The organism is Sulfitobacter sp. HI0040 (assembly GCF_001634885.1).
Classification (GTDB): Bacteria; Pseudomonadota; Alphaproteobacteria; order Rhodobacterales; family Rhodobacteraceae; genus Sulfitobacter.
This window is the reverse complement of record NZ_LWEX01000327.1, coordinates 1-24784: the sequence shown is the minus strand read 5'-3', so window position 1 is coordinate 24784 and position 24784 is coordinate 1. Positions and strand designations below refer to the sequence as shown.

The 24784-nt window shown below is 63.8% G+C and carries 29 protein-coding genes; 11 read left to right on the top strand and 18 right to left on the bottom strand.

Annotated elements, in window-relative coordinates; genetic code table 11:
- The first annotated feature begins 66 nt into the window (after positions 1-66).
- Complete coding sequence (locus A3728_RS14690) at positions 67-522, top strand: DUF302 domain-containing protein (protein WP_067925179.1); 456 nt, start codon at positions 67-69, stop codon at positions 520-522.
- A gap of 35 nt (positions 523-557) precedes the next feature.
- Here A3728_RS14690 and A3728_RS14685 read toward each other — a convergent pair whose 3' ends face one another.
- From A3728_RS14685 to A3728_RS14675, 3 genes are all read right to left on the bottom strand, one after another.
- Positions 558-902 (bottom strand): hypothetical protein, encoded by a 345-nt coding sequence (locus A3728_RS14685; RefSeq protein ID WP_067925176.1) that lies wholly within the window; start codon positions 900-902, stop codon positions 558-560.
- Positions 899-2758 carry an ABCB family ABC transporter ATP-binding protein/permease gene (locus A3728_RS14680; protein ID WP_067925173.1) on the bottom strand — a complete coding sequence of 620 codons (1860 nt, stop codon included), beginning with the start codon at positions 2756-2758 and terminating at the stop codon, positions 899-901. The genes A3728_RS14685 and A3728_RS14680 overlap by 4 nt, the downstream gene beginning before the upstream one ends.
- A gap of 84 nt (positions 2759-2842) precedes the next feature.
- A complete protein-coding gene (locus A3728_RS14675) occupies positions 2843-4915 on the bottom strand; it encodes a LysM peptidoglycan-binding domain-containing protein (RefSeq protein ID WP_150120828.1) in 2073 nt (690 codons plus the stop codon).
- Between the two features lie 98 nt (positions 4916-5013).
- Between A3728_RS14675 and A3728_RS14670 the strand changes: the two genes are divergently transcribed.
- Positions 5014-5568, top strand: coding sequence for a TIGR00730 family Rossman fold protein (locus tag A3728_RS14670; protein WP_067925167.1), 555 nt, complete (start codon positions 5014-5016; stop codon positions 5566-5568).
- Positions 5569-5859: 291 nt separating this feature from the next.
- Here A3728_RS14670 and A3728_RS14665 read toward each other — a convergent pair whose 3' ends face one another.
- From A3728_RS14665 to A3728_RS14625, 9 genes are all read right to left on the bottom strand, one after another.
- Positions 5860-6309 (bottom strand): host attachment family protein, encoded by a 450-nt coding sequence (locus A3728_RS14665; RefSeq protein ID WP_067925164.1) that lies wholly within the window; start codon positions 6307-6309, stop codon positions 5860-5862.
- Positions 6306-6530, bottom strand: coding sequence for a hypothetical protein (locus tag A3728_RS14660; protein ID WP_443069054.1), 225 nt, complete (start codon positions 6528-6530; stop codon positions 6306-6308). Before A3728_RS14660 ends, A3728_RS14665 begins: the two co-directional genes overlap by 4 nt.
- A gap of 103 nt (positions 6531-6633) precedes the next feature.
- On the bottom strand, positions 6634-7233 hold the full coding sequence (locus tag A3728_RS14655; protein WP_067925161.1) for a superoxide dismutase: 600 nt from the start codon (positions 7231-7233) through the stop codon (positions 6634-6636).
- Positions 7234-7329: 96 nt separating this feature from the next.
- Positions 7330-7719 carry a hypothetical protein gene (locus A3728_RS14650; RefSeq protein WP_067925158.1) on the bottom strand — a complete coding sequence of 130 codons (390 nt, stop codon included), beginning with the start codon at positions 7717-7719 and terminating at the stop codon, positions 7330-7332.
- Between the two features lie 78 nt (positions 7720-7797).
- Positions 7798-8367, bottom strand: a complete 570-nt coding sequence (locus tag A3728_RS14645) for a sarcosine oxidase subunit gamma (protein ID WP_067925155.1) — start codon at positions 8365-8367, stop codon at positions 7798-7800.
- A complete protein-coding gene (locus A3728_RS14640) occupies positions 8360-11377 on the bottom strand; it encodes a sarcosine oxidase subunit alpha family protein (protein ID WP_067925152.1) in 3018 nt (1005 codons plus the stop codon). Before A3728_RS14640 ends, A3728_RS14645 begins: the two co-directional genes overlap by 8 nt.
- Before the next feature lie 93 nt (positions 11378-11470).
- Positions 11471-11803: a sarcosine oxidase subunit delta gene (locus tag A3728_RS14635; RefSeq protein ID WP_067925149.1), complete on the bottom strand. Its 333-nt coding sequence runs from the start codon at positions 11801-11803 to the stop codon at positions 11471-11473.
- A gap of 126 nt (positions 11804-11929) precedes the next feature.
- Positions 11930-12187, bottom strand: a complete 258-nt coding sequence (locus A3728_RS14630; protein WP_067925146.1) for a hypothetical protein — start codon at positions 12185-12187, stop codon at positions 11930-11932.
- A gap of 103 nt (positions 12188-12290) precedes the next feature.
- The gene (locus tag A3728_RS14625) at positions 12291-13535 is read right to left on the bottom strand and encodes a sarcosine oxidase subunit beta family protein (RefSeq protein WP_067925143.1); all 1245 of its coding nucleotides are present in this window, start codon (positions 13533-13535) and stop codon (positions 12291-12293) included.
- A gap of 235 nt (positions 13536-13770) precedes the next feature.
- On the opposite strand from A3728_RS14625, the gene ccmI reads away from it, so the two are divergent.
- From ccmI to A3728_RS14610, 3 genes are read left to right on the top strand one after another with little or no spacing between them, the layout of a single operon-like run.
- Positions 13771-15015, top strand: coding sequence for a c-type cytochrome biogenesis protein CcmI (gene ccmI, locus A3728_RS14620; RefSeq protein WP_067925140.1), 1245 nt, complete (start codon positions 13771-13773; stop codon positions 15013-15015).
- A gap of 41 nt (positions 15016-15056) precedes the next feature.
- Complete coding sequence (gene ruvX, locus A3728_RS14615) at positions 15057-15497, top strand: Holliday junction resolvase RuvX (RefSeq protein WP_443069055.1); 441 nt, start codon at positions 15057-15059, stop codon at positions 15495-15497.
- The gene (locus tag A3728_RS14610; RefSeq protein ID WP_067925135.1) at positions 15494-15733 is read left to right on the top strand and encodes a DUF1289 domain-containing protein; all 240 of its coding nucleotides are present in this window, start codon (positions 15494-15496) and stop codon (positions 15731-15733) included. The genes ruvX and A3728_RS14610 overlap by 4 nt, the downstream gene beginning before the upstream one ends.
- Before the next feature lie 14 nt (positions 15734-15747).
- On the opposite strand, the gene A3728_RS23870 is transcribed toward A3728_RS14610, so the two are convergent.
- The 5 genes from A3728_RS23870 to dusA all read right to left on the bottom strand — a co-directional run bounded on the left by A3728_RS23870 (position 15748) and on the right by dusA (position 19667).
- On the bottom strand, positions 15748-15879 hold the full coding sequence (locus tag A3728_RS23870) for a hypothetical protein (protein WP_269084733.1): 132 nt from the start codon (positions 15877-15879) through the stop codon (positions 15748-15750).
- A gap of 220 nt (positions 15880-16099) precedes the next feature.
- Complete coding sequence (locus A3728_RS14600; RefSeq protein WP_067925124.1) at positions 16100-16948, bottom strand: EamA family transporter; 849 nt, start codon at positions 16946-16948, stop codon at positions 16100-16102.
- 54 nt (positions 16949-17002) lie between these two features.
- The gene (locus A3728_RS14595; protein ID WP_067925122.1) at positions 17003-17767 is read right to left on the bottom strand and encodes a hypothetical protein; all 765 of its coding nucleotides are present in this window, start codon (positions 17765-17767) and stop codon (positions 17003-17005) included.
- Positions 17764-18585, bottom strand: coding sequence for a sulfite exporter TauE/SafE family protein (locus A3728_RS14590; RefSeq protein WP_067925120.1), 822 nt, complete (start codon positions 18583-18585; stop codon positions 17764-17766). Before A3728_RS14590 ends, A3728_RS14595 begins: the two co-directional genes overlap by 4 nt.
- Before the next feature lie 44 nt (positions 18586-18629).
- A complete protein-coding gene (gene dusA, locus A3728_RS14585; RefSeq protein WP_269084741.1) occupies positions 18630-19667 on the bottom strand; it encodes a tRNA dihydrouridine(20/20a) synthase DusA in 1038 nt (345 codons plus the stop codon).
- 200 nt (positions 19668-19867) lie between these two features.
- Here dusA and queC point away from each other — a divergent pair, with 200 nt between their 5' ends.
- The 6 genes from queC (at position 19868) to A3728_RS22410 (ending at position 23983) form a co-directional block, all read left to right on the top strand.
- Positions 19868-20569 (top strand): 7-cyano-7-deazaguanine synthase QueC, encoded by a 702-nt coding sequence (queC, locus tag A3728_RS14580; protein WP_067925117.1) that lies wholly within the window; start codon positions 19868-19870, stop codon positions 20567-20569.
- Positions 20569-20922 (top strand): 6-carboxytetrahydropterin synthase QueD, encoded by a 354-nt coding sequence (queD, locus tag A3728_RS14575; protein WP_067925114.1) that lies wholly within the window; start codon positions 20569-20571, stop codon positions 20920-20922. Before queC ends, queD begins: the two co-directional genes overlap by 1 nt.
- A complete protein-coding gene (gene queE / locus A3728_RS14570; protein WP_067925111.1) occupies positions 20919-21626 on the top strand; it encodes a 7-carboxy-7-deazaguanine synthase QueE in 708 nt (235 codons plus the stop codon). The genes queD and queE overlap by 4 nt, the downstream gene beginning before the upstream one ends.
- A 15-nt stretch (positions 21627-21641) precedes the next feature.
- Positions 21642-22106: a preQ(1) synthase gene (gene queF, locus A3728_RS14565; RefSeq protein ID WP_067925199.1), complete on the top strand. Its 465-nt coding sequence runs from the start codon at positions 21642-21644 to the stop codon at positions 22104-22106.
- A gap of 75 nt (positions 22107-22181) precedes the next feature.
- Complete coding sequence (locus A3728_RS14560; RefSeq protein ID WP_067925108.1) at positions 22182-22880, top strand: hypothetical protein; 699 nt, start codon at positions 22182-22184, stop codon at positions 22878-22880.
- 584 nt (positions 22881-23464) lie between these two features.
- Positions 23465-23983 (top strand): DUF2971 domain-containing protein, encoded by a 519-nt coding sequence (locus A3728_RS22410; RefSeq protein ID WP_082851044.1) that lies wholly within the window; start codon positions 23465-23467, stop codon positions 23981-23983.
- Here A3728_RS22410 and A3728_RS22405 read toward each other — a convergent pair.
- Positions 23971-24728 (bottom strand): IS5 family transposase gene (locus tag A3728_RS22405; RefSeq protein WP_150120826.1). Its coding sequence is split into 2 segments (ribosomal slippage): positions 23971-24392 and positions 24392-24728, totalling 759 coding nucleotides; the frame shifts between segments, so codons are not numbered across the junction. The two genes, A3728_RS22410 and A3728_RS22405, sit on opposite strands and share 13 nt — an antisense overlap.
- Between the last annotated feature and the right edge of the window lie 56 nt (positions 24729-24784).

Below are 24784 nucleotides of genomic sequence, written 5' to 3'. Positions count from 1 at the left end.
GCGCCCCTAGTCCGCTCCCGATGCAGCGCTAACCTGATGTGTTCACACATAAGGAGTTGAGCCATTATGCTACGCACATTGAGCGCCGCCGTTCTGGGCGCGACACTCGCATTTCCCGCCATGGCCGCCGATCTTGTCCACAAAATGAGCCCGCATTCGGTTCCCGATACGATCGACCGTCTGGAATCCGCTGTCGAAGACGCGGGTGCGACCGTTTTCGCCCGGGTCGATCACGCCGAAGGCGCGATGAAGGCCGATATGGAACTGCGCCCGACGCAGCTCTTGATCTTCGGCAACCCCGAACTCGGCACCCCGGCGATGAAGGACAAGCAGACCGCCGGCCTCGACCTGCCGATGCGGGTGCTGGCCTATGCGGACGACAAGGGTCAGGTGCATGTGGTCTATCACCAGCCCGAAACCCTTGCCGAAATGCACGGCCTGCCGGAAGACGCCGAGTATCTGGAGAAAATGGCAGGCGCGCTCGACAAGCTGACGAGCAAGGCCATCGCCGAGGGAAGCTGAACCCAGCGCCCGAAATCGATCCGCACGGGCCGCGTTCAGCTACCGCGCGCCCGTGCCTCTTCATCCAGTGCAGCCCACCACGCCGCGTACCGCGTGTTGCACGGATGCCTGTTGCCTTCATCGGGCGTGCCGTCATCCCACCAGACCGGGCCACGTTCCCCCAACCGTTGCTTGGCGGCGTCCACTGCGGCGCGCGCCGCGCGGGTCGCGGCTTCGGTATCCGCGTGTTTCACGGCCATCCGGGCCTGCATCAGCGCCTTCACCGCCGCGCGCCGCTCACTGTCTGACAGGCGGGGATCCGTCTTGCGCCACAGCCTGCCCTTGGCGACGAAATACCGCCCGTCCGGCGTTTCGGGATAATCCTTCCGCCTTGCGTTCAAGCACCGTCCCCTTCGGACTGCTGACGATGCCAGAGCTGCGCGTACCGGCCGCTCTCGGCCAAAAGCGCCTCATGGGTGCCCTGCTCGATGATCTCGCCCTGTTCCAGCACCACGATGCGGTCGGCCTCCGCGATGGTGGACAGCCGGTGCGCGATGGTCAGCACAGTACGCCCCTGACCGGCGGCACGCAGGGCATCCTGAATCTCATGCTCGGTCTCGCTGTCGAGCGCACTTGTCGCTTCGTCCAGCAGCAGGATGGGCGGGTCCTTCAGCAAGGTCCGGGCGATACCGACGCGCTGTTTCTCACCCCCCGACAGCTTCAGCCCCCGTTCACCCACCATCGTGTCATAGCCCTGTGGCAGGCGGTTGATGAAATCGTGGATCTGCGCGGCCTTGGCGGCGGCGATGACCTCGTCCCGCGTCGCCTCGTCCCGCCCGTATGCGATGTTGTAGCCGATGGTGTCGTTGAAGAGCACGGTGTCCTGCGGCACGACCCCGATCGCCTGATGCAGGCTGTCCTGCGTCACGTCGCGGATATCCTGCCCGTCGATCCGCACCGCGCCGCCTTGCACATCGTAAAAGCGGAACAGCAACCGACCGATGGTGGATTTGCCGGAGCCGGTGGAGCCGACGATGGCCACCGTCTCCCCCGGTTGCGCTTCGAGCGAGACGCCCTTGAGGATCGCCCGGTCGGGGTCGTAGCCGAAGCGGACATCATCGAAGGTGACGCGCCCGCCCTCTACCCGAAGGTCGGCGGCGTCAGGCTTGTCTGTGATCTCGGCGGGCTGTTCCAGCAGGTGGAACATCTGACCCATGTCCACCAGGGCCTGCCGGATCTCGCGGTAGACCGTACCGAGGAAGTTCAGCGGCACGGTCAACTGGATCATATAGGCGTTGACCATGACGAAATCGCCGACGGTCAGATCACCGTTCTGCACGCCCACCGCCGCCATGACCATGACGATCACGAGACCCGCTGTAATCAGCAGCGATTGCCCGAAATTGAGGAATGCCAACGAATAGTTGGTCTTGATCGCGGCTTCCTCGTAGCCTGCCATCGCCATGTCATAGCGCGCGGCTTCGCGATGCTCCGCGCCGAAATACTTGACCGTTTCATAGTTCAGCAGACTGTCGATCGCCTTCTGGTTGGCGTCGGTGTCCTGATCGTTCATCTGCCGCCGCAGCTTCACCCGGTATTCGGTCACCGAGAAGGTGAACCAGACATAGAGCGCGATGGTCACCGCAACGACGACGAGATACCAGAAATCGAACAGAACGGCGAGGATGATCCCCACGAGTATGAGTTCGAGGATCAATGGCCCGATGGAAAACAGCAGGAACCGCAAAAGGAAATCGACCCCCTTGACGCCCCGCTCGATGATGCGGCTCAGCCCGCCGGTCTTGCGCGTGATGTGATAGCGCAGCGACAGCTTGTGAATATGCTCGAAGGTTTCCAGCGCCAGCATCCGCAAGGCCCGCTGCCCCACGCGGGCAAAAACCGCATCGCGCACCTGCTGGAACCCCACGCCCATCAGCCGCGCCATGCCGTAAGCCACCGTCAGACCGATGGCCCCCAGCGCCAGCATGGGCGCGCCTTCGCCCGATAGCGCGTCGACCGCGCCCTTGTAGAACACCGGCGTGGCGACAGTGACCAGTTTGGCCACCACCAGCGCGACCATGGCCCAGATCACCCGGTGCTTGACCCAAGGCATGTCGGAGGGCCAGAGATAGGGCGCGACCTTGCGCAGAACCAGCAAGCTCGACTGCCGTTCTGCCGCCTCCGCGATCTCTTCTTCGGTCATGGGTGAGGTTACATCGGCCTTGGGGCGCGATGCGCGGGCGGTATCGGCTGGCATGAAATGTCCTGAACTTGTTAGCCGTCTACATAGGACAGCGCGCGATGGGTTGCCAGTCCCGGCCGATGACGGGGCCGAGCAGCCCTACTTCGGCAGGTCGAAAACCTGCCCCGGGTAGATCAGGTCCGGATCGCGGATATCGTCTGAATTGGCCTCGAACACGCGGACATAGAGCAGACCGTCACCATAGCGCTCCCGCGAGATCGCCCAGAGCGTATCGCCCTTCTGCACCGTCACCACGCTGACCGGACCGTCCCCACTGCGCGTCGCCGCGGCAAGGTTCTCGGCGGATTCGCGTTTGAACGGCGTCTCCACCCGGCTGGTGATGGTGCCTTCGGCGTCCATCTCGTCCACGCGAAGGGTATAGATCCCTTCATCCACGTTCGGCAGATCGCCCCGCCAGCGGCCTTCGCCATCCACGGCAAGATCGATGATCGCGTTGTTGTTCAGATAGACGCGGATTTGCGTGGCGTCGGACTGCGCCCGCCCCGCCAGTTGCACGTCGCCGGTTTCCGAATAGCTGATGGTATCGAGGGCGACGTTGGACATGACTTGGGGGCTGGCGGGTGTCATCACCTCCACCCCGTTGCGGTCGGCCCGCAGGATCGCGCCCGAAGTGGGGCTAGGCGGTGCGGTCTCTGCCGGGTCGGGCTGCGGGGCAAGTGCGGCGAGTTCGGTGCCACCACCTCCCGTCACGGGGGCGGCGTCAGGCGATGGCGCAGCGGTCTGCACAGCCGGTGCCTCTTGCCCTGCCGTGCCGGGGCTGGCGTCGGTGCCGGCGGTTTGTGTCCCTTCTCCGGTCGCAGCGGGGACGGCTTGCGGTGAGGTCGCTGGGGCCTCGGTTTCTACATTTTCGGATGCCGCCAAACGGTCAGCGGGCGGTTGTGCGGTTGGCGCTTCCGCCAGCGTGCTTTCATCCCCATCCCCTGGCGCGGTTGGCGCCGGGTCAGCCTCCGCAAGATCTTTGCTGTCTGACGGAATCGCCTCGCTCCCCTGCACAGGGGGTTCCGCTTCCGCGCCCGCCATAGGTCGGGTCACATTGCTACTATCCGCCTCGGCGCTATCGAGAGCCGCAACCGGACCTTCTGAGCCCGTCGTCTCATCCCCGTCAGCCGCTACACTCGGCCCGGTCTCAAAAGGCGCATCCTGTTCGGCCCCCTGCAAGGTAACGACCTGTGCCCTGTCCGCCCCGGCTGAATCCTCCGCCAAAGCGGCGACGAGGGGGGCGAGGATCACGTCCTCATCCGAACGCAGGGTCTGCCCGTCGGAGGTCTGGGTGAGGGAAAGGATATGCCCTTCGCCGTCCAGCGGGACAAAGGCGATGGCGGCAAACTTGCCGCTGCCATCCGCCGTGGCGGTGGCCACGGGGCGGCCATCCTGCAACACCTCCACCCGCGCCCCGGGGGAGGCGCGGCCCGCGATGACGGTCAGGCCGTCCTCTTCCCTGCGCAACTCGTCGAAGGCGGGGGAAATGGTCTGAGCGGAAGGGGTCGGGGTGCTTTCGGCGATATCCGCATCGGGATCGGACTTCTCTGCGGTCACGTCCTGAGTGGGGGTCGCGGAGGGCGCGGTTTCGGAGGGATCAGACAATGCCGCGACGCTTTGACCTTCGGGCTCGGGCGAAACAGCCGCGATGCCCTCGGGGCGTGTGGAGTTCTCGTCTTTCCCTTCGGGTGTTTCGGGGTCGGAACCCGGCGCGACGGTCGCGCTCTCCTGCGGTTCGATCTGGGCCGCGCGCTGCGCCGCGTCAGACGGCTCCGGCGCGGCGGGGGTTTCCGATGGCGCGGGCGGCTCACCGATCCGGGTGACCGTGGTATCCGTCTCGACAGGCGCTGCATCCGCTTCCACCGCGACATCGCCCGCCCCATCGGCAGAGAGCTCCGCCTCCGCCAGTTCGGGCGCTGGCGGCGGGAGCGGCGCGCCCGCAGGTGCGCCGGGGGATACCGCCGCCACAGACCCATCGTCGGAACCGATGGCAGTGGCGACAGGAGGTGCGCCCCCATCTTCCCGCTTCACGGCGGTCGCGACAGTTTCGGGGTCCGGGGGAATATCCATCCGCACATCCCACCAAGCGACAAAGGCAATGGCCGCGGCGACCAGAAGCCCGGTCGCCAGTATGCCGAACAGCCGGCCTCTGCCCCTGCGCGCTTTCGCCATTGCATCCATCCCCCTGATGTCATTCCTTTCTAGCAAGCGGGTTTACGCCGGTCAAAACACAGTGAAGCCCTTCGAGCATTTTCAAGACAGGATATCTCATGCCCCACCGTTCCATCTGCGTATATTGCGGCTCCCGCCCGGGCAGCGACCCGGCCTTCGCCAGTGATGCCGAAACGCTCGGAAAGGGCATCGCGGCGCGGGACTGGCGACTGGTTTACGGTGCCGGCGACGTCGGCCTGATGGGCACCGTGGCCCGCGCGGCGCAGCTGGCCGGGGCAGATACCTTCGGGGTGATCCCCCGCCATCTCGTCGATTGGGAGGTCGGAAAGACCGATCTGACGCGATATGTGGTGACCGAAACGATGCATGAACGAAAGAAAGTGATGTTCATGAACTGCGATGCCGTGGTTGTCCTGCCCGGCGGCGCGGGGTCGCTCGACGAGTTTTTCGAAGTGCTCACATGGCGGCAGCTGGGCCTGCATGAAAAGCCGGTTATCATCGTTAATACAAACGGTTACTGGACGCCGTTAATGAGCATGATGCGCCATATCGTGAGCGAAGGTTTCGCGGATGAAAGCCTGCTGGGGTATTTCAAGGAAGTTCCCGATGCGGACGGCGCGCTGCGGGAGCTGGAAAAGCTTCTGGAGGAGTGATGCGATTTGTCCGGCTCGCGGGAGCGAGTCGGAGTGGAGGGAAGCCTAAGCCGGTAATGCTCTGAGCGTCGTCTTCCTTTCCTCCCCCAAACGAGGAAACGACGGCAAATGGCCGCATACCGCCGTCGGTCTCCAGAAGAGCGCATTGGCTGACTCATTGCGCCCCGGCGGTTCACTTCACCGCAATCGTGAGGCGTTGCTGCAGCGCAACAATCCCCGCCGTGCGTCAGAGTACAATTCTGAAACGAAGGCCCCGGCGCAGCACGATTGTCGGCGCCGGGGAAACAATAATCAAGCGAGTTCCGATTTCACGATTTTCTCGATGTCGTCGATCGGGTGATTGGTCAGGGTTTTCGGCACTTCACCGATCACCTTGTCGGAGACTTCCTGATGCAATTCGCTCCGCAATTCCCCGAGCGTGCCCGGGTCGGCCACCAGAACGATGCTGTCGAAATTGCCCTTGTGGGCCTGCTTGTACAGGATATCGGCAAGCTCCCCGGCGAACCGGTCCTTGGCAAGTTGGTGCCAATCCGTGTCATCCACAGCGGACCGGTGAACCGACGGGCCATCGTTAAAGCGCCCGCGCCGGTTTGCCGCCTGTTCGCGGTTGGGCGGGTTTTCCTGTTCTTCCTTGCGCACAACCTCCAGAAACGGGTCTTCTCCGTCGGTCTGGTTTTCAAGGATCAACGCCTTTTCGCCGTCGGCAATCAGAACCCATGTGCCGTTCTTCAACTTGGTCATTCGTCCTCTCCATGCTTGCGCTTGTCTTCACCGGTGACACGGGTCGCGCCTGCAGGGGTTTCCGTGCTGCGCTTCTTTTCATCCTGTGTGGCCACGTCCCGCTGCAGGTTGCCGCCCTCGCGGCCCTGCTGCTGAACGCCGGAATCGGTGTTCACGATCTTTTCGGTCTCCCGAACACCGTCCTTCGATCTCTTACGCTCGGCCATGGTGGAATCCTCCATTCGATGTTTCTGAAGGACCAACGCCGCCCCTGCCCCCCGGTTCCATGACAAAGCCCCGCCGGATGAACCGACGGGGCCTGAAAAATCTCGCTCGTGCAGGTATTTACATACGGCTCGCGACGTTTTCCCAGTTGACCAACTTGTCAAGGAAGTTGGTCAGGTAGTCGGGCCGGGCGTTGCGGAAATCGATGTAGTAGGAATGTTCCCAGACATCGCAGCCCAGCAGCGCGGTCTGATCGAAGCAAAGCGGGTTGATGCCATTGGCGGTATTTGTGACCTTCAGGCTGCCGTCTGTATCCTTGACCAGCCAGACCCAGCCGGAGCCGAACTGGCCGCCGCCCTTCGTCTTGAACTCGTCCTTGAACTTGTCGACCGAACCGAAGCTTTCGTTGATCGCCTTTTCCAGCTCGCCGGGCATGCCCGCGTCGCCGGGGCCCATCATCTCCCAGAACTGCTTGTGATTCCAGTGCTGCGAGGCGTTGTTGAAAAGGCCGGACTGCGGCACGCCCGAGGGATCGTAGGTCGCCTTGACGATCTCTTCGAGGGACTTGTCCTTGTGCTCGCTGTCGTTCAGGAGCTTGTTGCCATTGTCCACATATGCCTTGTGGTGCTTGTCATGGTGATATTCCAGCGTCTCCTTCGACATCCCCTTGGATGCGAGAGCGTCATGGGCGTAGGGAAGATCGGGAAGTTCAAAAGCCATCGGGTGGGCCTCCTCTTTGGTATTTCCGTGGGCCACATGATGCGTTCACAGGGCCTTCGTCAAGGTCAACGCCTGCCTGATGGCCCGGTTCCATGGCTATCCACGCCGCGGACGGCAGTTTCCGCGGCTTCTGAACCCACGTTCGGAACTCCGCGGCCCCGCGGTGAGGTCCAGCAAGCCGGTGCTTTTTGCCAGCGACGCGCGATAGTCGAAGTGCGCGAAGCTGCGGCCATTGTCGGCGCGAACGTCCGGAACGCTCCATTTGACGATGAGCCGTTTCGCGTCATCGCGTACCAATGTGCCCGGCACGGTACTGCCGGTAAAGAGCAGCGTGATCGCATCGACGACGGTGACGCTTCCATCCCCCGGCACGACCAGCGCGATCTTGGGAGAGATCCAGCCCCGCCCCCGTTCGATATCGCGCATGTCGCAGTCATAGAGCAGACCTTCCGCCTGCACGGGCCCGGCCCCCAGTACAAGCAGCATCGCGATGGCTCTGGCGTACCCTATCCGACGCTTCGCTGCCGGGTCCTGGCCGCCTGTACCGAACCGGCGCCTCAACGATCAGAAATGCCCGACCTCGGACCCCGGCTGCGCGGCCACGGACAGAAGATCGAAGACATAGCGCGCGACAGAGCGGAAAACGACAAGGCGAATGCGGTCCTCCTCCAGCATCCAGAGCGCGGCGGGAACTTGGGCGAGCCGTGTGCGGCGGAACTGACCCGGCTCGAACTCCCCGGGTGCGAGATCCACCGGGGCGAGCTTTGCCACCACTTCGCGCGCGGCGGGGCCGCTCACATCAAAGACGGCGCGCGCGTCCGAGACATTGACAGCCAGTGCGAAACGGTTGGCAAATGCCCCCTGCACCCGTTCCAACCGGTCCGATACCTCGTCGTAGGGACAGATCAGCAAGAGTTCATCGGGCGACATCCAAGCCACGCCCCGATCGCTTTCGAAGTTGCTGCGCCCCTGTTCGGGCAGGTTGACCCCCCCGGCGGCGCTGACGGCCTTGCGCATCCACCCGGCGGACAAATCGCCGCGCAGGGTGATCATGCCCAGTGGGCCAATCTCGGAGATCGAGGCGATGCCGCCGGTGTGGCTGATGTTGTTCAGGGCGCTGACGGGTTCAGACATTCTGCTTCTCCCCTTCCTTGTCGTAGAAGACCGGATCGACGATCCGCGCCTCATAGGTCTTGCCATCGGTTCCGGGGAAGCGCAGCACTTCGCCCATCCGGTCCGGGCCGTTCAGCACGAGCCCCATCGCGATGCCGCGATCCAGCGTCGGCGAATGGTAGGTCGACGTCACCCGCCCGATCATGTTGCGCTGGCCATTCTCGTTCTCGCCCTCGCCCACGGCATAGGCCCCGTCCGGCAGGGTGCTGCCGTCGGTGGTTTCCAGCCCCACGAGCTTCCAGCGGTTGGGATCGGTCATATGCGACCGTTCCTGTGCGCGCTTGCCGAGGTAATCGTCCTTCTTTTTGGAAATCGCCCAGCCAAGGCCGAGGTCCTGCGGGATGATCGTGCCGTCGCTTTCGTCGCCGATCATGATGAAGCCCTTTTCGGCGCGCAGGATGTGCAGGCATTCGGTCCCGTAGGGCATGACACCCAGATCGTTGCCCGCGACCATCAGCGCATCCCAGAAGGCCTGCCCCTGCCCCGCATCGACCGCGATCTCGTAGCTCAATTCGCCGGAGAAGGAGATCCGGTAGACCCGGCACTGGAACCCGCCAAGAGTGCCGTCCGCCCATTCCATGAAGGCAAGCGCATCCTTGCTCACATCCATGCCGCCGAGCTTTTCGAGGCACTTGCGCGCATTGGGCCCGACCACCGCGATCTGGGCATATTGCTCCGTCACATTGGCGACATGCACCTGCCAGTCCCACCATTCGGTCTGGAGCCATTCTTCCATGTGGCCATGGATCCGATCCGCCCCGCCGGTGGTGGTATGGCAAAGCCAGGTATCATCGTCGATCCGCGCCACGACGCCGTCGTCGATGAGGAAGCCGTTTTCGGAGCACATCAACCCGTAGCGGCATTTGCCCGGTTTCAGCGTCGACATCATGTTGGTGTACATCATGTCGAGGAATTTGCCCGCGTCCGGCCCCTTGACGATGATCTTGCCCAGGGTTGAGGCATCCAGCAGGCCCAGTTTGTGCCGTGTATTGGTAACTTCGCGCATCACCGCGTCATGGGTGCTTTCACCGGCGCGGGCGTAGGCATAGGGGCGGCGCCACTGGCCGACAGGCTCCCAGACCGCGCCGTTCTTGTCATGCCAGTCGTGCATCGGTGTCCGGCGGACGGGCTGGAACACCGGGCCGCGCGCCTCGCCGCCGATGGCGCCCATCGAAATCGGATGATAGGGCGGGCGGAAGGTCGTCGTGCCCACGGCGGGAATCTCCGCGTTGAGCGTTCCGGCCAGCACTGCCAGACCGTTGATATTGCTAAGCTTTCCCTGATCTGTCGCCATGCCGAGCGTGGTGTAGCGTTTGGCGTGTTCGACCGAAACGAAGCCTTCCTGCGCGGCCAGCCGCACGTCGGAGACCTTCACGTCGTTCTGATAGTCGAGCCATGCCTTTTCGCGCAGCTTTACCCCCGCGCCCTGCGGCATCAGCCAGACCGGGGCCATCGGCGCATCCTCGCGCCGTTCCGCCACGGGGGCGGTGCTGTCCTTGGGCAGCTTGAAACCGAGGCTGGTGACAACGCCGTCGGCAGCGGCATGGGCATCGTGCAGCACGTCATCGAGCGCGAACATGCCGCTGGCGGCCCCTGCCGGGGTGACGAAACCCAGACCGTCCGCGCCCTTGGGCGCATGATCGGTATCGGGGCTGAAACAGGCATGGGCGGTATCCCAGCGCAGCTTGCCGCCGCAGTGGGACCACAGATGCACCACCGGCGACCAGCCGCCCGACATCGCGACCGCGTCGCAATTCACGCTTTCCAGCACCGCGCCTTCGCCGGCCTGGCTGCAGATATCGACGGACGTGACGCGCTTGGTGCCGTTTACCTTGGAAATCCCGTGGCCCATCAGCACCCGCACACCCAGCGCCTTGGCCTGTGCCATCAACTCGCTGTCCTGCGGCAGCACCCGCGCATCGAGGATCACCGGCACGTCCAATCCTGCGTGTTTGAGCGCGATTGCCGTCAGATAGGCATTGTCGTTGTTCGTCACGACGACCGTACGGTCCCCCACGGACACCCCGTGGTTGACCACGTAGTCGCGCACCGCAGAAGCGAGCATCACGCCGGGAATGTCGTTTCCGGCAAAGCTGAGCGGGCGCTCCAACGCGCCGGTCGCCGTGATGATATGGCCCGCCCGGATCCGCCAGAGACGGTGCCGGGGGCCCTGCTCGTCGGGCGCGTGATCGCGCAGCCGTTCGTAGCCCAGCACATAGCCGTGGTCATAGACACCCGCCCCCATGGTGCGGTTGCGCATGCGCACGTTTTCCATGGCTTCAAGTTCGGCGATGATGTCGGCCAGGTAGGTCTCCACCGGGGCGCCGTCGATGGTGCCGCCGTCGACGGGCGCGCGACCGCCCCAGTGGGCGGTCTGCTCCAGCAGCAGAACCCGCGCGCCGCTGCGCCCGGCTGTCCGCGCAGCCTCCAGCCCCGCGACCCCGCCGCCGATGACCAACACGTCACAGAAGGCATAGAAATGTTCGTAGGTATCCACGTCCCGGTCGGTGGGCGCCTTGCCCAGCCCGGCGGACTTGCGGATGATCGGTTCATAGACGTACTTCCAGAAAGCACGCGGATACATGAACGTCTTGTAGTAAAAGCCCGCCGGCAGAAAGCGCGACAGATGCTTGTTGATGGCGCCCACGTCGAATTCGAGGCTTGGCCAGTGGTTCTGGCTCTGCGCGGTCAGCCCGTCATATAGTTCGGTCGTGGTGACGCGCTGGTTCGGTTCGAACTTGCCATCGGTGCCGAGGTTCACCAGCCCATTCGGCTCCTCCGGGCCTGCCGCCACGATGCCGCGCGGGCGATGGTATTTGAACGAGCGGCCCACCAGCACCTGATCGTTGGCCAGCAGCGCGGAGGCCAGCGTATCGCCTTCGAAGCCGCGCATCTGGCGACCGTTGAAGGTGAAATCCACCGCGCGGGATTTGTTCAGCAGGCGTCCGCCTGTGGCGAGTCTGGTGCTCATGATGTCAAACCTCGGATACTGCGAAGGTGCTGTGGCCTTCGATCATGACAATTGCGGTGTGCCCGCAGCGGAGACGGCAAAGGATGAAGCCGGTCATGCCGGACGTTCCGCGGGGGACCAGCCGGGCCGGCGATCCTCGATCGTGTCCAGAATGTCCTGCGGCGGTTCGGTCGTCTGGGCGGAATAGCTGCCGAAGACTTCAAGCGTCGTGGTATCGCGGGCCACGTGGAACCACTTGCCGCAGCCATAGGCATGACGCCAGCGTTCGAAATGGACGCCTTTCGGATTCGACCGCATGAACAGGTAGCCTTCGAACTCCTCTTCTGACGAACCGGGACCGAACCGCTTCAGATGCGCCTCGCCGCCCGCGTGAAATTCCGTTTCCTCGGCGGTGACGCCGCAGTTGGGACAGGTGAGGATCAGCATGGCTGTGCTCCTATGGCTGGCATGTCGAAAGGCCGCCCTGCTCTGGCGGGCATGCGGCCACGCGAAACGCCGGACGCAGTGCTGCGCCCGGCGTTCCGGTCGTTTACGTTTTCTAGGTGGTTCGCGTCAGTCGGTCGCCACAGTGCCTTCCACGGCAGTGCCTTCCACTGCGTCCGCTGCGGGTGCAGTGTCCGAACCTTCGACGGTGACGTTGATGTCGCCCCCGGCGGTGTCCGTGTCGGCGCCAACGAAGAGGAAATAGGCGATGATGGCGACGATGACGACGAGCGCCCCCACGATGAATCCCATGCCGCTGCCACCGTTATCGGTGGTCGTGGTCGTGGTCGTGGTGCGTTCCGAGACGTTTCTTTCTGGGTCAGCCATTGGTTTGTTCCTTCAGTATATTCAACTGTGGACAAAACGTGCTGATCTGCGGCGCAGTTCCGCGGCATCGCGGAAACACACCGTTGTGAGCGGGAAACAGCCATCAGTGTGCGACCCCTGCCGCGACGCTTTCGTCGATGAAACGGCCTTCGCGGAAGCGGTTCAGGCCGAAGGCCTCTGTCAGCGGCGAATGGCCCTTTGCCATCAGTTCGGCCATGCCCCAGCCTGACCCGGGGATCGCCTTGAAGCCGCCAGTGCCCCAGCCGCAGTTGACGAACACACCCTCCACCGGGGTTTTCGACAGAATGGGGGAGCGGTCGCCCGTCACATCCACGATGCCGCCCCACTGGCGCAGCATCTTCAGGCGCGAGATCATCGGGAAGGTTTCGATCAGGGCGCGGACCGTTTCCTCGATATGGTGGAAGGATCCGCGCTGGGTGTAGTTGTTGTAGCCGTCGGTGCCGCCGCCGATGACCATTTCGCCCTTGTCGGACTGGCTCATGTAGCCATGGACGGTATTGGCCATCACGACCACGTCCATGCAGGGTTTGATCGGCTCGGACACGAGCGCCTGCAGAGCCACGCTTTCGATCGGCAGACGGAAGCCCGCCATATCGGCCAGATGTCCCGAATGGCCCGCCACCACGATCCCCAGCTTGTCGCAATCGATGTCGCCGCGATTGGTGGAGACGCCGGTGACCTTGCCGCCTTCCTGCCGGATGCCGGTGACCTCGCATTTCTGGATCACATCCATGCCCATGTCCGAACAGGCGCGGGCATAGCCCCAGGCCACGGCGTCATGCCGTGCGGTCCCGCCCCGGGCCTGCCAAAGCCCGCCCAGCACCGGATAGCGCGGACCGTCCAGATCGATGATCGGCACCAGCTGCTTGACCCGCTCCGGTCCGATGAATTCTGTCTTGACGCCCTGCAGCGCATTGGCGTGGGCCGTCCGCTTGTAGCCGCGCACCTCATGTTCGGTCTGCGCCAGCATGATCACGCCCCGGGGGCTGAACATCACGTTGTAGTTCAGATCCTGGCTCATGGTCTCATAGAGACTGCGCGCCTTTTCGTAGATCGCGGCGGAGGGATCCTGCAGGTAGTTCGACCGGATGATCGTGGTGTTGCGCCCGGTATTGCCGCCCCCCAGCCAGCCCTTTTCCAGAATGGCGACATTGGTGATTCCGAAGTTCTTGCCAAGATAATAGGCCGTCGCCAACCCGTGCCCGCCCGCACCCACGATGATCACATCGTAGCGCTTCTTTGGCTGTGCGTCCCGCCAGGCGCGGTTCCAGCCGGTGTGATGGCGCATGGCCTCCCGGGCCACGGCAAAGGCTGAATATTTCTTCATTCCGGCATTCCCCGATCTGTCGCCGCACGTCCATGCGCGGATTCGCGCCGCCTGCGGCAGCTCTTACCGTTCTGGTGATGCGGAGGAAAAAGAGGATACTCCGCGCGGCATTGCTTAGCAGTTTTGCGACATGGACCGCAATTGCGCCGCAGCGCCGCGGCTGCGCCAAATGGCCCCTTTTTTCGCAAGGCCGCACAGGCTACATACCCCCCATGACAAAGACAGGCATACTCCCGTGATCTTTTGGGCCACAGCGGCCTTGATGGCCCTTTTCGTCAGCGTTCCCATCGGCCGCGCCGTCTGGGCGCATCGCACCGCCGGCCTCTCGGATGAGGCCGCGGCGGCCGCGAAGGACCTGTCGGTCTATCGCGATCAGCTAGCCGAAGTGGAGCGTGACCAGTCGCGTGGCCTGCTTTCCGAGGCCGACGCCGAACGCACCCGGACAGAGATTTCGCGCCGTATCCTCGCCGCCGATGCCGCCGCCGACCGCCACCGCGTCGCGGGCGCAGGTCCTTCGGGCAAGCTGCTGGCGGGCGGCGTGGCAACCGTGCTTATCGCGGGCAGCCTCGCGCTCTATGGCTGGATGGGGCAGCCCGGATATGGCGACTTCGCGTTGGCCGACAGGATCGCCTTTGCTGAAGAACTGCGCGCCAACCGCCCGGATCAGGCCAGTGCCGAAGCATCGATGCCCCCCAGCCCCGCCCCCGAAGGCGTGACGGAGGCCTATCTCGACCTCATGGAAAAACTGCGTGCCACCGTCGCGGAACGCCCCGACGATCTGCAGGGCAACACGCTGCTCGCACAGAACGAGGCGCGCATCGGTAACTATGCCGCCGCCGCCCGCGCACAGGAAGCGGTGCTGCGGATCAAGGGCGCCGAGGGAACGCTGTCGGACGTGGAGGACTACGCCGAACTGCTGGTTGCCGCGGCGGGCGGCTATGTCTCGCCCGAGGCGGAAACGGTGCTGCGCTCCATTCTGGGGCGTGACCCCGAAAGCGGCGCTGCGCGCTATTACATCGGCCTGATGTTCGCCCAGACCGGGCGGCCCGACCTTGCGCTGCGCCACTGGGACCGCCTGCTGCAGCGCGGTCCGGCGGATGCCCCGTGGATGGAGCCGATCCGCCTGCAGATCGCCGCCGTGGCGGAACAGGCCGGTGAAGCCTATGAAATCCCGCCCGCCGGACGGACCGGCCCCGCCCCGCGCGGCCCCAGCGCCGCCGACATCGAGGCCGCCGGCCAGATGACCGCCGAGGACCGGATGGCCATGATCGGCAACATGGTGGCGGGCCTGTCGGAGCGTCTGGCCGCAGAAGGCGGCCCACCGACGGATTGGGCGCGGCTGATCACCTCGCTCGGTGTGCTGGAACGCGCGGATGAGGCTCGCGATATCTACGACAACGCGCTGGAAGTCTTCGCGGATGACCCCGGGGCGCTGGACCGGATCAGGGCGGCAGGCGCACAGGCCGGAGTGGCGGAGTGATCCACGAGGATGTCGGCGATTTCGCGGCGGCCCTTCCCCCGATGCGCGCTCTCATGGGGCTCGACCTCGGCGACAAGACGATCGGCGTGGCGGTAAGCGATTCCATGCTCTCGGTCGCCTCCCCGCTGGAAACTGTGCGCAGGCGCAAGTTCACGTTGGATGCGGCCCGGCTCGCCGAACTCATTTCGGCGCGGAACATTGCCGGGATCGTGCTCGGCCTGCCGCGCAACATGGACGGCAGCGAAGGGCCGCGCTGCCAGTCGACCCGCGCCTTTGCGCGCAACTTCGTCCGGCTCACCCCCCTGCCGATCACCTTCTGGGATGAACGATTGTCCACCGTCGCGGCCGAACGCGCCCTGTTGGAGGCGGATACGTCACGCAGACGTCGCGCAGAGGTCATCGACCACGTGGCGGCGAGCTATATACTTCAGGGATTGCTGGACCGTTTGCGCGTGCTGCGGGCGACCGAAGGGCGGATATGAACGACGACATCTGGAAGCGCGACGAAGTCGAGAGCCCCTGCATCAAGGTCTGTGTCGTGCATCCCGAAACGCGGCTTTGCACGGGGTGTTTACGCTCGATCGACGAAATCGCCAGCTGGTCGCGGATGAGCATGCCGGAACGGCGCGCGGTGCTTGCGGAACTGCCCGACCGGGGGCAGGCGCTGAAGCGGCGGCGGGGCGGTCGTGCCGCCCGGCTTGGCAACGGGCGCGGTTGAGATCGGCGCGCGGCTTAGCGACCGGCAGCGATCTTGCGCAGAAAATCCATGACGTCGTCCGAGGTCCGCGCGCCGTCGTAGCCCATGGGCGCATGGTTCAGGTTATCCGCAAAACGGGACACCCGCGCGAAACTGCGGGCAAGCATCAGGTTTCCCCCTGCCCGCCGCTTTCCGCCGAAATGAACGCATCCTGCTTCGCCGCTTATCATCATCGGTGCCATAAACCTGCCTCGTTACGTTTATTGTTTCTATTCCGGCAATATTCCGGGGCAACGTGGCGGGAATGGGGCGAGGATCGGGTCATTCGGCGAAGATACCGTGACCCTCACGCGGCGGCGGCCACCACGGCGGCCATTTCCCCGAAGGTTAAAGCCGTGCCAACCGAAGCAGCAACGCCCCCGACAGGGTCGCGAAGGTGGCAAGCAACTTGGGGAGGTTCATCTTCTCGCCGAAAAAGAAGACGCCGATCCCCAGCGCGAAGACGATGCTGGTTTCCCGCAGCGCCGTGACCAGCGCGATGGGGGCCTGTGTGAAAGCCCAGACCACGATGGCATAGGCCACGAAGGACGCCGTCCCTCCCACCCAGAAGACGCGCTTGCCCGAGACGCGCATCTGCGTCAGCACTCCGGGCGCGGTGATCCGCATGTAGGCGGCAAAGATCAGGGCGTTCAGGGTCCCGAGCCATGCGTAGAATCCCAGCGGGCTGCCCGATACCCGCGCGCCCAGCCCGTCCACCAGCGAATAGGCCGCAATGAAACAACCCGTGATCACGGCGAGCCGGGCCGCAGGCAGGTTGCGCGTCCCGTCGGACTGGCGCACCAGCGCCATGCTCATTAGCCCCAGCGCGATGATCGCAACCGCCGCCAGCTCCAGCGGGGCAAGCACCACGCCAAGAAACAGGACCGATACCGCAGCCACGATTAGCGGCGCCGTGCCCCGGGCGATGGGGTAGACCTGGCTCAGATCACCGGCCCGGTAAGCATTGAGCAGGAATATCTGGTAGCCGAAATGACAGGCCATGCCCGCCAGCAGGTAGGGCCAGCTCGCCAAGTCGGGCGCAGGCGCGACGGCCAAGGCCAGCAGGGACGCGGGAAGATGGCCGATGATGACGCCGCTCATGTTCACCCGCTTGTCCGCCCCGCCCTTCACGAGCGCGTTCCAGCCCGCGTGCAAAAGCGCGGCACAGAGAACGGCGAGGAACACGGTTGTCGTCATGCCGCCCGTTGTCCTTCGATTTCGAACCGGCGGCAAGGGGGCCGCGCAGCCGCTTCAGTCAGCCGCAAGCCAGGGGCCGCCCCCCGGCAGTTCCGGTCGGAAATAGGCGATCATCCTCGGCTGCTGGTCCCGCGACCGCGCCCCGTCCCGCCCTGCGCCTCCCCATGGCGCGACGCCGTGCAGCACGTGCCGGTGCAGCAGGATCGCCTGACCCGGTCGGGCCACCACCCGGACAGGTTCGATCCGGTCGAAGACGACGCGCCGCGCGGCGTGATACGCCTCCGTCAGATCGACGGTCCCGGGGGGTGCCGTTCCAACAGCCTCCCGCAGGGCTTGCCCCATCGTCAGATGACTTCCGGGCCAGACGGTCAGCGGCGCGGCATCCACCACATTGAGCGGCAGGCCGAGGATGAAGGCATGAGCCTCCCTCAGAAAGCGCCGCCGCTCAGGTCCTTCCGGCAAAAGCCCATCCACATGGGCCGCCGCACGGCGGACACGGTAGCGGTGCGCGGCTTCCGTCTCGCTCTCGTCGCGGCGGGGATATCCGGGAAAGACGACCGAAAGCTGCGCCCGGTGCCAGAATGCCGTCTCCGGCACATGGTCGCGCCACGCGCCCGTGAGAGGTACTCCCCGGATGCTGCCGTCAGCGGCATTGGGCAATCGGTCGACGCCGGGAAACCATGTGTCCCGGTGGCGCAGATCTTCGGGGTGAAGCTGTGCGAGGATCTCTTGCGCCACCCCGGCCGCCGCGGCGGACCAGCGCGCCACCCCGTCTTCATGCGCAAAGACATGAAAGCCGGGAGAGGCCCCGCCGCTCACCCCAGCAGCGCCTTGCGCAGCATGTTGAGCGCCACGAGCACGAGAAACACCGCAAAGACCCGTTTGAGCGGTTTGGGGTCCATCGAATGCGCAAGCTTCACCCCAAGCGGCGCGGTCAGCAGCGTCATGGCGATAACGATGACGAAGGCGGGCAGGTTCACCGCGCCCAGCGTGAAGGGCGGCACCGGTGCCAGCGGTTCCACCATCAGGAACCCGATGACCGAGGGCACCGCGATGAGCACGCCGAAGCCCGCCGCCGTCGCCACGGCGCGATGGATCGGCACGCCGAACAGGCTCATCAGCGGGACGCCGAAACTGCCCCCGCCGATCCCCATGAGCACCGAAAGAAACCCCATCGCCGGCGACAGGGCGGCCCGCGTGAACCCGCGCGGCATCTGATGCCCCAGCCGCCAATGCGCCCGCCCGAAGCCCATGTACAGCCCCACGATCAGCGCCAGCCCGCCAAAGATCGCCTGCAGCGTCGTACTGCGCAATTGCGCCACCACAAGCATGCCGATGATGGCCCCGATGACGATACCGGGCGCCCAGCTGCGCAGGATGTCCCATTCCACCGCGCCCTTGCGATGATGCGACGCCACGGACCGCAGCGAGGTGACGATGATCGTCGCGAGCGAGGTCGCAAGGCAGATCTGCATCAGACCGGGGCCCCCATAGCCAAGCGTCTGAAAGGCATAGAAGAATGCAGGCACCAGAACGATGCCGCCGCCGACCCCCAGAAGCCCCGCGAGCACCCCCGCAAGGCCGCCGATCACAGCCAGCAGAATACCCATTTCGATCAGAAGGGTCATATCGGTCATCGCGGTCTCCGTCCCGGCGGAGCCGAGCCTGACCCCGGTTCCTGCTACACCGTCGCGGGGGCCTCTGCCACCCCCTCCAGACGGGTGAGCGCCTCGGCGATGAGGCTGCCGTCGGCCCCCGGTCGCGCGGCCCCTTCGGACAGGCAGCGCCGCCATGCCCGGGCACCGGGCCGCCCGGCGAACAGACCCAGCATATGCCGTGTGACTTGATTGAGCCGCCCGCCCCCCGCCACATGGGCATTCGCATAAGGGATCATCGCTTGGGCCGCTTCTTCCGCCGAAAGGCCGCCCGGCCTGCCGAAAATCCGGCGCTCCGCCCCGCAGAGCACCTGCGCAGGCGAATGATAGGCCGCCCGCCCGATCATGACGCCATCAAGCCCGTCGTCGAGGAACCCTTCCACCGCGTCGAGCGTGGTGATGCCGCCGTTGATCGACAGGTGCAGATGGCTGAAACGCGCCTTCATGTCCCGCACGATGTCATAGTCGAGCGGCGGGATTTCCCTGTTTTCCTTAGGCGAAAGCCCCTGCAGCCACGCCTTGCGGGCATGCACGGTCACCCGTTCGCAGCCTGCGTCGGAAATGATCTGGAGGAATTCGGGCAACACCTCTCGCGGCTCTTGCGCATCGACCCCGATACGACATTTCACCGTCACCTCCACATCCACCGCGCGGCGCATGGCGGCGACGCAGCGGGCCACGAGATGCGGGCGCTCCATCTGGATGGCGCCGAAAGACCCGGATTGCACCCTGTCGGACGGGCACCCCACGTTGAGGTTGATCTCATCATAGCCCGCCTCGGCCCCCATCCGGGCGGCTTCCGCCAATTCCTCCGGGTCGGAACCGCCAAGCTGGAGCGCGACGGGATGCTCCGCCGGATCGTGATCGAGCAGATGCAGTGCCCCACCCCGAACCAGGGCGGGCGCCGTCACCATTTCGGTGTAGAGCAGCGCCGAGGGGGACAGGAGCCGGTGAAGGTATCGGCAATGACGGTCGGTCCAGTCCATCATGGGTGCCACCGAAAGCCGCGCAGCCTCTCGGACACCCGGAACCCCACCCTTTTCTGCCTGTATCTTCGGAACCACCTGATCCGCCTTTCTCGATTACCCCTGACCGCGCCGGTACACACCTACCCCGATCGAAGGTCCGGACAGGTAGCATCACCCTGCACCAGAAGGAAGCCCCGGGCCCCGCGGCGGCGGGCCGCTTGCAATTTATGCCCGGTATGAGATAAGCCGCGCCATCCGGTCGCAGCCTACCCGGACATCAAAACAAGGGCCAGAACATGAAAACACTTGTCATCTGCTCGGGCGGGCTCGATTCCGTGTCGCTCGCGCATATCACTGCCGATGAGCATGAACTCACGCGGCTTGTCTCCTTTGATTACGGCCAGCGCCACCGCAAGGAAGTGCAGTTCGCCGAAGCCGCCGCCAAGCGGTTGGGCGTGCCTTTTCACCTGATCGACATGCGCGGGATCGGCGCCGAACTCTCCGGTTCGGCCCTGACCGACGATGTCGATGTGCCGGATGGCCATTATGCCGAGGAAACGATGCGGATTACCGTCGTGCCCAACCGCAACGCGATCATGCTGGCGATCGGCTTCGGTCTTGCCGCCGCACAGGGGGACGAGGCCGTGGCTACCGCCGTGCACGGGGGCGACCACTTCATCTATCCCGACTGCCGCCCCGGCTTTACCCGCGCTTTCGATGCCATGCAGCAGGCAGCACTCGATGGCTATGCCGATGTGCGGCTGCACACGCCCTTCGTGGAGCGGAGCAAGGCCGACATCGTCCGCCAAGGCGCGCGGCACAACACGCCCTTTGCCGAGACATGGTCCTGCTACAAGGGTGGCGCGCTTCACTGCGGGCGTTGCGGTACCTGTGTGGAACGGCGCGAGGCTTTCGACCTCGCCGGGGTCGAAGACCCCACGGCCTATGCCGATCCAGACTATTGGCGCACAGCGATTGCCGCGCGAAAGGAGGGGTGATGTTCCGCATCCGCAAGGAATTCCACTTTTCCGCCTCGCACCAGCTGACGCATTTGCCCGACGATCACCAATGCGCGCGGCTGCATGGCCATAACTACATCGTGGTGGTGGAGCTCGCCGCCGAAGCGTTGAACGCGGATGGCTTCGTGCGCGATTACCAGGATTTGAAACCGCTGAAGACCTATATCGACGATACCTTCGATCACCGGCACCTCAACGATGTCATGGAGGGCCACACCACGGCAGAGAACATGGCGCGGCATTTCTATGAATGGTGCGTCGCCCGCTGGCCGGAAACCAGCGCCGTGCTGGTCAGCGAGACGCCCAAGACCTGGGCGGAATACCGGCCATGACGCTGCGCATCGCCGAAATCTTCGGCCCGACGATACAGGGCGAAGGGGCGCTGATCGGCGAGCCTACGGTTTTCGTTCGGGCTGGCGGCTGCGACTACCGCTGCAGCTGGTGCGACAGCCTGCATGCGGTGGAAAGCAAGTATCGCCATACATGGACCCCGATGGAAAGCGACGCCGTGTGGGAGCGGATCGAGCAGCTTTCGGGCGGCCAGCCCCTCACCATCTCCCTCTCCGGGGGCAACCCCGCGATACAGGATTTTGGCCCGCTGATCGCTTTGGGCCGGGCAAAGGGCTATCGCTTTGCCTGCGAAACCCAAGGCTCCGTCGCACAGGAATGGTTTTCGGACCTCGATACGCTGGTGCTGTCGCCCAAGCCCCCCTCCAGCGGGGAGGAGGTGGACTGGGACGCCTTCACCGCCTGCCGCACCGCCGGGGCGGGCGCGCGCCTGCAGGTGATGAAGATCGTGATCTTCGACGACGCGGATTACAACTGGGCGCGCGATGCCCATGCCCGGCATCCCGATCTTGCCCTCTACCTTCAGCCCGGCAATCCGGAGGTCGACCCGGAGGTGCCGGTCGATCCGCAGGCCCTGGCCGATCGCCTTGGATGGCTGACCGAAAAGGCGATGGCCGACGGCTGGTTCGCCCCCCGTATCCTGCCGCAGCTTCATGTCCTGATCTGGGGCAACAAGCGCGGCGTCTGACCGATGGAGACCACGATGTCCGACGATATCTACAGCAACCTCAAGCAACTTGGCGGCGCGACCCGGATCCCCGCCAGCCCCGAAGAGGCGGAATTGGAGCGCGTCCCCAATCCGCAGGCCGATGTGGCCTATAACGTGCGTTTCACCGCGCCGGAGTTTACCTCGCTCTGCCCGATGACGGGCCAGCCCGACTTTGCCCATCTGGTGATCGACTATGTGCCCGGCCCGTGGCTGGTGGAATCCAAGTCGCTCAAGCTGTTCCTGACCTCCTTCCGCAACCATGGCGCCTTTCACGAAGACTGCACGATCTCCATCGCCCGGCGCCTTGCCGATTTTCTCGAACCGCAGTGGCTGCGGATCGGGGGCTATTGGTATCCGCGCGGCGGTATCCCCATTGACGTGTTCTGGCAGACAGGGCCTCTGCCCGAAGGCGTCTGGATCCCGGATCAGGGCGTGCCGCCCTACCGTGGCCGGGGCTGAACACGCGACTTTGACCATGGAAAACGGACCGATCCGGGTTAGGCTGCATCAGCCCCGCCCACGGAAAGGTCATCCATGCGTATTTCAGCCATCCCGCTCTCCCTTCTCCTGTCCTCTGCGCTCTCCATATCCACGGGCGCATCGGCCGAAGGGAACCCCTCAGGCACCGGGTTCGCCCCGCCGGAGGCAGGTGGGCCGCGACGGTTGGAGGTCACGGCGGAAGGCGCGCAGCTCCACCGTGCCCCCGCCGAAGACAGCGAAGAACGTGCCGCCCTGCCCGGCGGAACACTGCTTTCGAACCGGGGATGCGACGCGGCGCAGGGCGGAGTCGTCTGGTGCGAGGTCGCGCCGCTCGACATGGGCAAGCCGGGCTATGTCAGGGCGGCGCAGCTTGCCCCTGCACGGGGGCCGGACGGCGTGATCCCCACCGGGCGGGACGACAGCAAGAAACGCGCGCGCGCCAAGGACTACGACGACCGGAGCGAGATCGCCTGCGCGCAGGAACAGGGGCAGGCGCTGGGAACCTGCGCCGCCGCCATCGCCCGCAGCGGTGGAGGCGACGCCACAGTCGTCGCGACCTTCCCCAACGGCTTTGCCCGGCAGCTCTATTTCACCCACGGCGCTTTCATGCGCGGAAGCTCCACGATGTCGGGCGTGGGAACGGACATGGACTGGGAGCGTGCCGAGGGCATGTATGTGATCCGCGTGGACGACCAGCGGTTTGTTATTCCGCAGGGGTTTTTGCTGGGGGAAGAGGCGGGGGTTTTGGAATGAAGTAATCGGATTGGGGGGTGGCAGTTGGTATTTCAACGTCAACTATCGGTCCGAAGCTGACATTCGTGAAAGGAACAGCTGCAGCGGTGCTGCTTGCCAAAAACAGACTTTCGGGCGTTGCTTCCCTGCATCAGATATCTATGCTGTCTTAGTGAGTGTTTAGCCTGACAGGTCTGATAGGTTGGGGTTCGATTCCCCGTCATGTTCTCTGTCTCGGTGGCCTTCTAACCTTCATTGCCCTCTGGGGATTGGCTTACGCCGTTGAACTGTCAACATCGAACGGAAGGGAGAACCACATGAGCAAAGAAACAGTCCGAAAGAACGAGAGACCAAACCTGAAAATGGCTTCGGCCATAAATACAATTTGGGCTATCGGGACGGGCGCATGGTCCGGCACGGCCCTGTCAGGCTAAGCACTCACGACCTTAAGCATGACTTTGGAAAATCATGAGGATCCTGGAACGCAGCCTGCTCAAAGTTGACCTGCTATTTGGAAAAAAAGGGATTTGCCTTTCTTAAGGTGTCCATTGCCGACAAATCAAACATTTTTTAGGGCGTTAAAATATCAGAGGGATTCTTTATAGATGACAACTGATCGGTTACTTTACCATTATTGCAGCACTCCTACGGGGCTAGCCATTTTTCAACGTCGGACTTTTCGTCTTTCAGCGTTATCTGCAGCAAACGATAGCTTGGAAGGGCGAGTGCTAGGGCGCGTATTCTCACAGTTGCTTACTGAATCAGATCTGCCGCGGGAAGTTGTAGATGTAATATCTGTTATTGTGGAGGGGTATGCTGATTCGACGGAAGGCTTTGCATTATGCCTTTCAGAAAACGGAGACCTACTTAGTCAATGGCGTGCGTACGCTCAGGACGGTTTAGGCATCGCGATAGGCTTTTCGTCCGATTGGCTTACAAAAGATTTTGGGAAAGTTAACTTTGGATCGCAGTTTTTTGAGTTGACCAAGGTTGAGTATGGCGAGGCAAGTTTAAGCCAAACTCTAAAACCACTAGCGAAACAAGTGATTGAGGAATTTTCTGAATATGGGCACTTTGTGCAACTCAGTAAAAACATGACTAGGGTCAGGACTCATAGCCAGTAAATGACGAGGGCGGCCAGGGCGATAGCTGACAGGAAGACCTTCGGGCATCTGTCGTATCGGGTTGCCACCCGCCGCCAGTCCTTCAACCTTCCAAACATGACCTCGATCCGATTGCGACGTTTGTAGCGGCGCCTGTCGTACTTGACGGTTTTCTTGCGCTGGGTTCGGCCGGGGATGCATGCGCGTATCCCTCTGTCTTTCAACGTTTCTCTGAACCAATCGGCGTCATATCCACGGTCACCGAGAAGCCAATCTACCTTTGGCAGGCTGCCGACGAGTGCGCGTGCACCGATGTAGTCACTGACTTGTCCAGCGGTCACGAACAGGTTCAGCGGCCGTCCTTGGCTGTCGCAGATGGCGTGAAGCTTGGTATTCATACCGCCCTTGGTGCGCCCGATCAGGCGTCCACGCCCCCTTTTTTGACGCCCAAACTGGTCGCCGTTCGATGCGCCTTCAGATAGGTGGCGTCGATCATGACCGTCGTCTGCTCGCCGTGATCAGCGGCCAAGCCGACCATCATCTGGGCAAAGATGCCTTTATCGCTCCAGCGCTTCCAACGGTTGTAGAGCGTTTTGTGCGGGCCATATTCCCTCGGCGCATCTCGCCATCGTAAGCCATTGCGATTGAAGAAGATAATCCCGCTCAGGACGCGCTTGTCATCGACGCGAGGCTTGCCATGGGATTTGGGGAAGAAAGGCTCAAGACGCGCCATCTGCGAATCCGTCAGCCAGAAAAGATCAGACATGTTCACCGCTAGGTTTTCGAACCGTGAATCACGCTCCTAAGCGGAAATCAATGGGT